The 12,438-nt window shown below is 57.3% G+C and carries 8 protein-coding genes; all 8 read left to right on the plus strand.

The window, feature by feature from the left end:
* Positions 1–28: 28 nt before the first annotated feature.
* The 8 genes from ACQYWX_RS13475 (at position 29) to ACQYWX_RS13510 (ending at position 12,246) form a co-directional block, all read left to right on the plus strand.
* Positions 29–610 carry an HAD family hydrolase gene (locus tag ACQYWX_RS13475; protein WP_279507202.1) on the plus strand — a complete coding sequence of 194 codons (582 nt, stop codon included), beginning with the start codon at positions 29–31 and terminating at the stop codon, positions 608–610.
* A 270-nt stretch (positions 611–880) separates the two neighbouring features.
* On the plus strand, positions 881–1,351 hold the full coding sequence (locus tag ACQYWX_RS13480) for a chemotaxis protein CheW (RefSeq protein WP_216738385.1): 471 nt from the start codon (positions 881–883) through the stop codon (positions 1,349–1,351).
* Positions 1,326–2,921, plus strand: a complete 1,596-nt coding sequence (locus tag ACQYWX_RS13485) for a CheR family methyltransferase (protein ID WP_431689134.1) — start codon at positions 1,326–1,328, stop codon at positions 2,919–2,921. Before ACQYWX_RS13480 ends, ACQYWX_RS13485 begins: the two co-directional genes overlap by 26 nt.
* 41 nt (positions 2,922–2,962) lie before the next feature.
* A complete protein-coding gene (locus ACQYWX_RS13490) occupies positions 2,963–3,565 on the plus strand; it encodes a chemotaxis protein CheW (RefSeq protein WP_431689135.1) in 603 nt (200 codons plus the stop codon).
* A gap of 3 nt (positions 3,566–3,568) precedes the next feature.
* Positions 3,569–5,314: a methyl-accepting chemotaxis protein gene (locus tag ACQYWX_RS13495; protein ID WP_431689136.1), complete on the plus strand. Its 1,746-nt coding sequence runs from the start codon at positions 3,569–3,571 to the stop codon at positions 5,312–5,314.
* 113 nt (positions 5,315–5,427) lie between these two features.
* Positions 5,428–7,854 carry a hybrid sensor histidine kinase/response regulator gene (locus ACQYWX_RS13500; protein ID WP_431689137.1) on the plus strand — a complete coding sequence of 809 codons (2,427 nt, stop codon included), beginning with the start codon at positions 5,428–5,430 and terminating at the stop codon, positions 7,852–7,854.
* 53 nt (positions 7,855–7,907) lie between these two features.
* Entirely contained in the window at positions 7,908–8,960 is a 1,053-nt protein-coding gene (gene cheB, locus ACQYWX_RS13505; protein WP_431689138.1) for a chemotaxis-specific protein-glutamate methyltransferase CheB, read from the plus strand.
* A gap of 49 nt (positions 8,961–9,009) precedes the next feature.
* The gene (locus ACQYWX_RS13510) at positions 9,010–12,246 is read left to right on the plus strand and encodes an EAL domain-containing protein (protein WP_253938496.1); all 3,237 of its coding nucleotides are present in this window, start codon (positions 9,010–9,012) and stop codon (positions 12,244–12,246) included.
* The last annotated feature ends 192 nt before the right edge of the window (positions 12,247–12,438 follow it).

The following is a 12,438-nucleotide window of genomic DNA, read 5'->3' on the forward strand; positions in this document are numbered from 1 at the left end:
ACGGATAATTCCGTCAGGATTGCGTCTTATGAACCTCAGCGGCGTTAAAGGATTTATCTTCGATCTGGACGGCACCTTGGTGGATTCCCGTCTGGACTTTGACGCCATGCGGCGAGAGCTGGGTTTTCCTGAAGGAAAGCCCATTCTTGAGCACCTGGAGACGCTGGATGATCCGGACACTGTCGCCCAGGCCTGGGCGGTGGTGGAAGCCCATGAAATCGCCGGAGCGCGTGCGGCGACCTGGATGCCAGGAGCGAAAGAACTGCTGATGTCGCTGCGGGAGCTGGATATTCCGGTGGCGATTCTGACCCGCAATATGCGGGAAGCCACCCGGATCGCTATTGAGGCGCTGGGCATTCCCGTCGAGCTGGCCTTGACCCGCGAAGATTGCAAACCCAAGCCGCATCCTGAAGGGCTGCTGCGCATCGCCGAGACCTGGGGTCTGGCCTGCGGCGACCTGATCTATGTCGGCGACTATATCTTTGACTTGCAGGCGGCCCGCAACGCCAACATGATCGCCTGTCTTTACCTGAATGAACGTAATCATATCTATCAGGAACACGCAGACTGCGTGATCCGCGCCTTTGACGAATTATCGCCCCGTCGCTGACACGCCCCAATAACCCTCTCCTCAGGTCATGACGGTTTAGACTCTCTGACGTCAGGCATTATTTTTGTTTAACCCGCTCGTGGCGCGCCGCTTGCGTCCCCAGTAAAACGCCATCACGTCTCACTATACATAGCGGTCCGCTTCGTACCGGGCTTCGCCGTCCGTCGCCCCTTTCGCAATGGCGTCATCGCGCTAAATAGGCGCGTCCCGGGTTTGGTAAATACGCCTAGGGAGGTCTATTGTTGATAAGACAGTGCAGGGAGAATTGCTATGCAGGGCGGGGAGGACATTCAACTGCTTGTCTTTCGTTTGGACGACAGGCCTTACGCAGTTGAATTGGCGCGAGTCAGGAAAGTGTTCAGGGCGGCGGCGATCAATCCGTTGCCATCAGGACCGAGGGTGATATGCGGCGTATTGAATATGCGCGGTCGCCCGGTGCCGGTTGCGGATTTGCGATTACGTCTGGGGTTGCCATCGCGGGCCACGGCGCTGGAGGATCGCTTCCTGTGGGTGAGCGCCGACGCCATGGATCTGATTCTGACCTGTGATAGCGTCGATGGCGTCAGTGTATTTCCTCGCTCCAGCATGTTGGACGGCGCAGAGATTCCGGAACGACCTCCGGTGCTGAAGGGCGTCGTCTGTCTTCCAGATGGCGTGCTTTATATTAATGATCCCGACACCTTGCTCAACCTCAGGGAAAAAGAGGAACTGGCGTATGCGCTTGCTGAGCATGATGAGTGACGCCGTGACCCTGCCCAATGCGCTCAGCCCTGATCTGTTGTCGGCCTGCCAGTGGAAGATTAATGAGCTTTGGGGGCTGCATTATCCTCAGGAACGCTGGTCCGATCTGGAGCGACATCTCAAACTGGCCGCCCTGGACCTGGGCTACGACGAACCCGCCGCCTTCGCCCGCGCGCTGCTGTATGACCAGATCGACGCAGCGCAAAAAGTACGTCTGGCTTCGGAGCTGGCGGTGGGCGAGACCTATTTTTTACGCGATCCCGCCTGTTATCAGCACCTGATTCATCACTTTCTCATTCCTTTGCTGGATCAACGTCGCCGCGCTGGTCAGAAACGTTTGCGCATCTGGAGCGCAGGCTGCTGTAGCGGCGAGGAAGCCTATAGCCTTGCGATTCTGTTGGAAGGCTTGCTGCCCGACATGCGTGATTGGAAGGTTGAGCTGATGGCCACGGATCTGGTGGCGGAGTTTGTGGAGAAAGCGCAAAGCGGCAGTTACAGCGCCTGGTCGTTTCGACAGGTCGACCCGCAGTGGCGCGCCCGCTATTTCAGTCAGAGCGGCGCCAATCAGTGGACGATTCATGATCGCTTCCGGCGGCGTGTCGAATTCTTTCAATTGAATCTGGCGCAGTCGGTTTTTCCCGATGAGAAAAGAGGATTGTGCGACTGTGACGTGATCTTGTGTCGCAACGTGCTGATGTATTTCTCCCCCTCGCAAGCGGCGGCGGTGCTGGATCGTTTGCAGCGCTCCCTGAGTCCGGGCGGGGTGTTGCTGTTATCGCCAGTGGAAAGTGTGATCTGCCAATGGGCGGGGAAGAAAGTGCACAACTGGCCGGAAGCGGTATGTCTGCGGCGGCAGGGAGATGAACCACGATTGCGTGAAGCCCCATCAGAGCCCGCCTGCTCAAGCCCGCAAGCGGCGAATGCGCTTTCGGGACGGATTGAGCAGCACGCCTGGCGCGCCACCGCCGTGGATATCTCGGTGGCGGCGTCTGTTGTATCAAATACTCAGGAAAAGAAAGCCGTCTCGCGAGAGCAGCAGACCTCCGATGCGGACAATGACTGGCTCCGGGGACAAGAAGCCTATAGCGAAGGCGACTATGATTCCGCCGTGCAACACTTGCAACGCTTTACCGCTCGCCCAGGCCTGTCGCTGCGTCAGCAGGCGGACGCCGCCATACTCATCGCCCGCAGCCACGCCAACCGTAATCGCTTGCAGGATGCGGAAGACTGGGCCAATCAGGCGATTCGGCTGGATCGTTTACAGCCGGCCGCCTATTGGCTGCTGGCGTCTCTGTATATTGGGCGTTCCGAACGTCGCCAGGCGTTGGAGGCGTTGACCCGGGTGATCTATCTGCAACCGGATTTCATTATGGCTCACTATCTCAGCGGCATTTTGTGTCTGCGACTGGGTCAACCTGAGCGCGCTGTGCGCTGTTTACGAAATTGTAGGGAGCTGCTGGCGTCCGTGGCGCCGGAGCAGCCGCTGGAGGAAGGGGAAGGACTGACGGCGGGAGACCTGCTGGAACTGGTGCGAGGCGCGTTTGACGATATCGCCGGCGATATCAAGTGAAACGCATTGCGCCCGAAGGATTGTAAGGAAGGAGAGCAGAGTTGAAAGGTTCAACATACACCGACTGGGAAGCGTTAAAACGTAATCTGCAGCAGGTGGAGCAGTTTTTGGCGAATGAATTCAATCCCTCGCCGGATTCCGCCAGAGCGCGGCTGCAGGAGCGTGCGCGGGAGTTGGCGGAGCCGGAGAAGGAAGAAGACGAGTCGGATCGCATGGAAGCGCTGGTGTTTGAGCTGGCTCAGGAAATCTACGCCCTGGAGCCGGAGTTTATTGCGGAAGTCGTGCCGCTGAAGCCGCCGACGCCCATTCCCTGTACGCCTCCTTATGTACTGGGAGTGATCGGCGTGCGTGGGCGCATCGTATCAGTGTTAGACCTTCGCGTGTTTTTCGATCTGCCGTTGAAAGGCCTTTCGGATCGTAACTCTGTCGTTGTTTTGTCCCAGGAAGGCCGTGAATTCGGACTGCTGACCGACCGGGTCGCCGGCATTCACGTATTGTCGCAAAAGCGCCTGAACACCCGGCTTGAACACCTGAGCGGCGTGCGCAAAGAGTATCTGCTGGGGGTGACCCCCTCCCACTGGGCGGTGCTGGATGCGTACAAGTTACTTCACGACGCCCGACTGATCGTCAACGACAGGATATAGGATATGTTCTATCGCAACCTGAAGACCGCCAACAAGCTGATTCTGGCTTTCAGCTTCATTGCAGTAATTGTTGTGGGGGCCTTGATCATTGCTTTTCAGGGGCTGCAGCAGATTCATCAGTCGCAGCAGCAAATTTTCGATGAACAGTTCACCCAGCACATGCGCATCAAGGACTTAATGATCAATATCAACGAGAACCGGGCGTTGATGTTGAAAATGGTGGTGCAACGTGGCGCGGGAGGCGGGTTGCTGGATGAGGTGAAGCGCAGCAGTCTGCAAGGGGAAAAGCTGCTGGGCGAACTTAACGGCGCTGCGGTGCGCGCCAGTGAAGCTCAGGATTTGCTGCACAAGCTGCGGGATCAGTGGATGGCCTTCGCCAGCGCCAGGGAGAAAACGATCATTCCCTTGATTGCGTCCGGCGACTTTGACTCTGCTGCGACCATATTGACCAATGAGCAGGCGGAGCGCATCGGCCAGATACGAGAACTGGGCGACCGGATTATCAACTTGGGCGAGCACAGTATTCAACAGGCGCTGGCTCAGTCTGAAGCCACGGTGGAAGGGCAGCGACAGACAATTATGATCGTCATTGCCGCCATACTCGCGCTAATGACGGCCGTCGTGTGGTTGACCTCTCGATCAATTGCAGGCCCTCTGTCTGATTTGACGCAATGGGCGGAACAGATTGCGGAGGGAGACCTGATGTACGGCAGGGAGTTCGAAAGGCGGGAAGACGAAGTGGGCATGCTGAGTCAGGCCTTCAGTCGTATGGGGGAAAATCTGCGCGAACTGGCGAAAACTTCCGAAGCCATCGCCAAGGGAGATTTGACCGTGACGGTCACACCGCGTTCCGAGCGTGACATTTTAGGCAATGCGTTTTCCGCCATGATCGGCAATTTGCAGAGCCTCACTGCAGACCTGAAAGAAGGGGTGGCGGTGCTTTCCACCGCCAGCCGTGAAATTATGGCGTCAACCGGGCAGGTCGCCTCCAGCGCCCAGGAAACCGCCACCGCCATCAGCGAAATCACCACCACCGTGGAAGAAGTCAAACAGACGGCGAGCGTCTCCAACCAGAAAGCCAAGCATGTCACCGAAGCCGCGCAACGCACCCTGCAGGTGTCCCAGGACGGACGTAGAGCGGTGGAGGCGACCCAGGGCAGCATGAGCCAGATCCGGCAGCAGATGCACGCCGTGGCGGAAAGCATCGTGCGCCTGAGTGAGCAGAGTCAGGCTATTGCGGAGATCGTCGCCACGGTTAACGATCTGGCGGAACAGTCCAACCTTTTGGGCGTAAACGCGTCTATTGAAGCGGTTAAGTCCGGCGAACAGGGGCGCGGTTTTTCAGTGGTGGCGCAGGAAGTGAAAACCCTGGCGGATCAGTCCAAACAGGCCACCGGCCAGGTGCGCAATATCCTTAATGATATCCAGCGGGCCATGAATAAGGCCGTTATGGTGGCGGAGCAAAGCAGCAAGGCGGTGGATGGCGGTTACCAACAGGCCCAGCTGTCAGGAGACGCCATTCGCATGCTGACGGACAGTATTGAAGAATCGTCAGGCGCAGCGCTACAGATTGCAGCCTCCAGCCAGCAGCAACTGGTGGGAATGGATCAGGTGGCGAGCGCCATGGAGAGTATCAAGAAGGCCAGCCAGGACAATGTGGAGGGCACCAAGCAGGCGGAACAGGCGGCGCGCAATCTGCATCAATTGGGGTTGCGCATGCAGAACCGGATTGCGCAGTTCAATGCCTGAGCAACACTGGGGGCGCGCTGAGTTGAAGCTTTGGAAAAGACTTTTTCGTGGCGGAAGTTTAGGCGACATAGCGGAACGGAGTTTTCCGTCGGCCATGCAGGGTGGAAAGAAGTATGCAGGACAGAAATGAGGCGCTGAAGAAGCGGTTGCTGGAGGCTTTCCGGATGGAAGCCGACGATCGCATGCGGATTCTGGCGGATGCTTTCGCCATGCCTGCTGACGCCTTTGACGCCACGCTGGTGGAAAGCGTATTCCGGGAAGTGCATAGCCTGAAAGGCGCCGCCAGGGCGGTATCCCTGGGAGCCGTGGAGAAACTCTGTCAGGCCTGGGAAACCCTGCTCGCCGATATCAAACGCAGCGGCGCTGGCGTCAGCGAGATGCAGCTCAGCGTCAACCGAAAGTGTCATGGTCTGTTGCGACAGTTAATGGCGGACGAAGCCGCCATCCCTAATGATCAACTTTCGGACTTTTGCCGACGCATTGAACGGGGCGAGGATTTGGCGGGCTCGGCTCCCACTGAGAGTTTGGCTCAGGATTCGGCGTCGAACGACGCTGAGCCTCCGCCCGTACAGGAAGAACCCCAAGACATCCCTCCTCAAATTGAAACCACTCCCATTACCCCTACAGTTTCTTCTGATCTGTCAGAGGAAGAGGCTGCGCAGACAAACGAGGCCGCATCGTCGGATGAGACCACCCAGCCAATGCTGCGACAGCGGCCAACAGAGCTGTCCGGGTTGGCGGGGAACAACGGCATGCTGCGTATCAAGGCGGAGCATCTGGATGAGCTGATGTATCAGGTCGAGGACTTGCAGCAAGCCAAGCTGGAGGCGACGCAAGCCTGTTTAATGTTGAAAGAAGCGGTAGCCGGATTCACGGAATGGCGTAAGCATCGGCACGAAATCACCACTGCCACCCGTCAGTTGCGGACGCATATCGAGCACGAGGCAGAACGTCAGGCGAGTCACGACCAGCTGCTGTTATCGATAGAGCGAGAACAGCAGACCCTGATTGATTTCAGCACCTGGGCGTCAGACTTCCTTGGGCAGTGGGAATACCGGCTCAGTCAGTTAGCGAAAACGTCCGAAAAAGTCGCCAGAGGCGTGGCTACAGTGGCGGACGGCATGCATGCGCAGATGCAGGCGGTGCTGCTGTTGCCCTGTTCTGTGTTAGTGGAAGGCCTGCCGGCCATGGTGCAGGAGATTGCGGATTCCCTGGGCAAAAAAGTGCAGATGCGCTACTCGGGAGAAAGTCTGCAAGTGGACAAACGCGTGCTGGATGAGTTGAAGAGTCCGCTACAACACATGTTGCGCAACGCTGTCGATCATGGCGTGGAGACGCCTGCGCGTCGCCGTGAGATGGGCAAGTCGGAATGCGCGCAAATCGAACTGGATTTCATGCAGGAAAACGCCGGCCTGTTTGAGGTGCGAATTCGCGATGACGGACTGGGTTTCGACCCCGCCAAGCTGAAAGCCAAAGCCATCGCCCAGAAAGTATTGGATGAAGACAAAGCCGCCGCGATGAGCGACAAAGACGCGGCGCAACTGGCGTTCTCTTCCGGTGTGTCCACCAGCAGCATCATAACGGATCTGTCTGGGCGCGGTTTGGGACTGGCCATCGTTCGCGAGAAAGTCGAGCGCCTGGGCGGCCGCATTCTCTTGGATACGACGCCCGGAAGCGGGTCCACCATCACGCTGCAGGCGCCGACCAGCATGGCGACCTACCGGGCGTTGTTGGTGCGAGTGGAAGATCAGTTGATGGCGATTCCGGCGCAGGCGGTGGAGCGGGTGCTGCGACTGCCTCAGGAAGAAATCAAAAGCGTGGAGAACCGGCTGTCCTTTACCCTGCATAACGAAGCCAATCCGCTGTGGCGGCTGTCGGATATTCTCGGACTGGCGACCTCCGCTTCCACGCCGGACAAGGCCGCCTGCGCGCAAGTGGCGGTGATGAATGTCAATGGCGATCGCTTTGGTCTGATGGTGGATGAGGTCATCGGCGATCACGAAGTGATTATCAAACCGTTGGGGTCGCAGCTATTGCGCGTGCGCAATATTATCGGCGCTACGCAGATGGGGGACGGTCGCATTGTGCCTATCCTGCATCCGTTTGATCTCTATAAAAGCGCCTGCAATACGGATTCCGCACCGCTCCAGACCGGGGACATGGAGGAGTTGCGTCGGCGTAAGCGCATACTGATCGCGGAAGACTCCGTCACATCGCGGGGATTATTGAAAACCATTCTGGAAAGCGCCGGCTATGAAGCCGTAACCGCCAACGATGGCGTTGACGCATGGGAAGCGCTAAAGCACGGGGCGTTCGACCTCATGGTGTCGGATATCGAAATGCCTCGCCTGGATGGGTTTGGATTGACTGCGAAGGTGCGCGCTGACCGCCGCTTCGCGGAGTTGCCGGTGGTGCTGGTCACCGCCTTGCAGAGCCCTGAGGACAAAGAGCGGGGCATGGAGGCGGGCGCTAACGCCTATATCGTAAAAAGCGGTTTTGATCAGGCCAATTTGCTGGAAATTATCCGCCAGTTGCTCTGATTACAGGGGCGGGCGCAGGATGGCCCGTCGACAACGGAGAAGAGGTGACAACGATGGATGTGTTGATAGTGGACGACTCGCCTGTTATCAGACAGTTGCTGCGCCACATCATTGAAGAAGGCGGCATGCGGGTGATCGGTGAAGCGTCGAATGGCGCGGAAGCGCTGCGCAGCATCGCCAGGCGCAAACCGGATGTGATCACTATGGACATTCACATGCCGGTCATGGACGGGTTGGAAGCGTCGCGAAGAATTATGGAGGAATATCCGACGCCAATCGTGGTGGTGACCGCCAGTTACAGCCTAGGAGACGCAGTGACCGCCATGCAGGTACTGGAGGCTGGCGCTATTACCGTTACGCCGAAGCCGCAGGGCCCCGGCCACCCGGATTATGAGCGGGATGCGGAAAGTCTGGTGAGGACCATCCGCCTCATCAGCGAAGTCAAGGTAGTGAGACGGTATCGCCGCGAAGAAAAGCGCGTCGCGTCACGGCCGCCTCCCTCCGTGGGGCTGGATCAGGATCACGAGGGCATACAGCCGGGCGTGATCGCAATTGGCGCCTCTACAGGCGGTCCGGTGGCGTTAAAGGAGCTGCTGCATGGGATGTCGCGGGATACGCCTTGTCCGGTGCTGGTGGTGCAGCACATATCCCCTGGCTTTCTGACCAGCTTTTGCGAGTGGCTCAACCAGGTGTCGGCGCTCCCGGTCAGCATTGGCGAGTTCGGCGAGCGCGCTGAGCGGGGGCGGGTTTATCTGGCGCCGGACGGTTGCCATATGGAGGTGGATCGATCCTGTCGCATCAGTCTGGTGAATGGTAATCGCGACGAGACGCTTTGCCCGTCCGTGTCGCATCTGTTCAGCAGCGTCGCCAAAAACTTCGGCAGGAACGCGGTGGTCGTGTTGCTGTCGGGGATGGGGCGCGACGGCGCTGCGGAAATGGCGGAACTGCATCGGCTGGGAGCCCTTACCATTGCGCAGGACCCCGCCACGGTCGTAGTGAACGGCATGCCTGGGGAGGCGGTGAAGCTGGGCGCAGCCCGGCATGTGTTGAGTCCCCTGCGCATTGCGGCGCTACTAAACGAACTACCGGTACAAAGCTGCGTCTGATTTGTGTATGCAACAAGGTCGCGGAGATTACAACAAGAGAGTTGAAGTGATGTTAACAGGAACAGAAATTCTCATTGTCGAAGACAGCCTGACTCAAGCCCTGCAACTGCAAATGCTGCTGGAGCAGAATAGCTGCTCCGTCACGGTTGCGGAGAACGGCGTACAGGCCCTGAAATGCATAGCTGAACGCAGACCGACCATCATCGTGAGCGACATCATGATGCCGGAAATGGACGGTTACACTTTATGCCGGACGCTGAAGTCGGACCCCAAGACGGAGTCCATTCCGGTCATTCTGGTCACCACGCTCACCGACCCGAAAGATGTGGTGCAGGGGCTGATCGCCGGCGCGGATAACTTCATCACCAAGCCCTATGATGAGAAGTATCTGCTGTCGCGCATCCGTTACTTCCTGGCCAATCTGGAGCACCGAGATCACCAGCGGGTGAAGATGGGCATCGAAATTATTCTGGATGGAGAGCGCCACTTCATTAACTCCGCCCGCCAGCAGATTCTTGATCTGCTGATCTCCACCTACGAAGAGGGCATTCGTCTCAACCGGGAGCTGAAAGCCAAGCATGAAGAGCTGAGTCATACTCACTCGCTGATCAACAGTCTGTTTCATTTTACGGCGGGCTTGAGCGCAGCCAGCACGGAAAGTGACACCATTGAGCAAGGGCTGGGGCAGGTGCTGTCGTTCCCGAATGTGGTCGCCTCGTGGCTATTGCTGGTGGACCCGGATGCAGGCGAGGGTGGCTGGAAGTTGGCGGGCTTTCGCAGCGGCTCCATCAACGCAGACCAGCTGGATACATGCAGCCGTGAATGTCCCTGCCGGCACGGGGTTCTCAACGATGGGCTGACCAGCGCGGTGGATATCGCCGATTGTCCCGCGATGAAGGGGAGTTTCGTCGGTAATCATCATGCTACGATTCCGCTATTGTTGGGCGGGGAGTTGATTGGTTTGCTCAACGTCGCCCGCACCCGGGGCGAGCGCTGGGTGGAGGAGCCTTTGCGGGCGTTGCAATCCCTAGGGCATCAGTTTTCGGTCGCCTTGGGCCGGGCAAGGTTGTTTGACAGTCTGGAAAGTCTGGTGGAGCAGCGTACATTCGCCCTGAAAGAAGAAATGCTGGAAAAAGAAAGGGCGCAGGAACAACTTAAGCTGCGCAATCGCGCGATAGAGGCGAGCGTTAACGCCATTATCATCGCAGATAAAAGCGACCCTGAGCATCCCATTGTATATGCTAACCCGGCTTTTGAGCGTATTACCGGTTACAACCTGGAAGATGTCACGGGACGAAACTTTCTGTTCCTGCTCGGCAAAGAAACCAGTCAATTGGGCGTGGCGAATATCAAACGTGCGCTCAAATCCAATACTGAAGGCTACGCCTTGTTGAAGAACTTCCGTAAGGACGGCACGTTGTTCTGGAATGAATTGAAAGTCTCTCCGGTCACGGATGTTAAAGGCGAGGTCACTCACTTTGTCGCCATTATGAACGATGTGACGGAGTCCATTCAGTACCAGGAACAACTGGAATACAAGACTAACTACGACAATCTCACCGGACTGCCCAACCGCAACCTTCTCGATGATCGTATTCAACAGGCTATCGCCTTTGGGGCGAGGCGCGAAAAGGGCTTCGCCCTGGCGGTGTTCGACCTGGATAATTTTAAATACATCAACGACAGCATGGGCCATGAGACCGGCGACCAGTTGCTAAAAGAGGTGGCTGAATCACTGCGCAGTTGCCTGCGGGAGGGTGATACGCTGGCGCGGCTGGGCGGCGATGAGTTTGTCATTCTGATGAATAAAGAGGATCACGATCATCCTTTAGGACTGATGTTAAACCGCATACAACAACTGGTGTCGCAACCCCGTCGTCTGAAAGATAAAGACATTCTGGTCACACCCAGCATTGGCGTCTGCCAGTATCCGGAAGACGGCGAAGATGCCTCTACGCTGCTTAAGAACGCCGATACGGCCATGTACAAGGCCAAGGAGCGAGGACGTAATCGTATCTGCAGTTATACCCAGGAAATGAATGAATCGATCCAAAAACGGGTGCAAATGGAGCAGGACCTGCGGCGCGGCATCGAAAATGGCGAGTTGGAGTTGTACTACCAACCGCAACTGGACCCTCATGGCGGCGGCGCGGTCGGACTGGAGGCGCTGGTGCGCTGGCGCAAGGGCGACCGCATGGTGCCGCCTCTGGAATTTATTCCCATCGCGGAAGAAACCGGCCTGATCACCAGTGTAGACGCCTGGGTGTTGCGGGCCGCCTGTCTGCAATTGAAGCTGTGGCGGGATCAGAAACAGCAGCTCGTTCCCGTTTCGATCAACTTGTCATCGCGGCAGTTCCAGGACGCTAATTGTGTTGAACTGGTCCGCAGAGTGTTACAGGAATCCGGTGTTGAGCCCGGTTGCCTCAAGATTGAGGTGACGGAAAGCATGGTCATGCACAACACGGAAGAGGCGCTGCGCACTATGACCCAACTCAAGGCCATGGGCGTGCAATTGTCTATGGATGACTTCGGCACAGGATACTCCTCCCTGAGTTACCTCAAGATGTTTCCTTTCGATCAGCTCAAGATCGATAAGAGTTTTGTGCGTAATGTCACCGATGATCCGCAGGAAGCCGCCATCATCCGCGCCATCATTGGCCTGGGCAAAACCCTGGGCATCAAAATCGTGGCGGAAGGCGTGGAAACCGTCGAGCAATACAGCTTCCTGGTGCGCGCCGGCTGTGACCTCATCCAGGGCTACTTCTACTCGCCGCCATTACCTGTCGCCGCCTGCATGCACTTCCTGCAGGAAGATCATCTGTGGGGGAAAAAACGCAAGGAAATTGAAGACGGCCCGCAAGCCAGAAGAATACTGATCGTCAACGACGACGAAACCATATTACGCGCCGTCTGCGGCGAACTTGGCCACGAAGGCTACGACATCTTTGAAGCCCGCACCACGACGGAAGCCTTGCGGCTTCTCGCCGCCCACGAAATGCACGTCATCGTGACCGACCAGTGCATGAAGGAAATTAAAGGCGTAGACCTGCTGCGCAAAGTCAAAGCCATCCACCCCGGAACCGTCCGCATGGTGCTCAGCGGCTACAGCGGCTTCAAAGAAGTCCTCGAAGCCATCAACGAAGGCGCCGTCTTCCGCTTCATCACCAAACCCTGGAACTCGGAACACTTGCGCGAAAACGTAAAACAAGCCTTCCGCGAAAGCGACTTGGCGCGGGAGAATCAGATGTTGAGAGAGCAGTTGGATATATTGCGGAGTGGGAGTTGAGGTATAGTCGAAAAATATGAAGTGTAATCAGTGAATTATGCTTCAAGAGCGGTGACATTCCGCGGCTGTTGTACGCCAACTATAAAACCAGTTCAGTTTCGATGCTTGGCCTAAGCCCGAAACTGAACTAACATCCCGCCGCAGACAACGCCCGTTGCACTGCAATACTGAACGCGCCTGATGCTCACTCCT

The sequence above is a fragment of the Hahella sp. NBU794 genome (genome assembly GCF_050749805.1).
In the GTDB taxonomy this organism is placed as follows: domain Bacteria; phylum Pseudomonadota; class Gammaproteobacteria; order Pseudomonadales; family Oleiphilaceae; genus Hahella.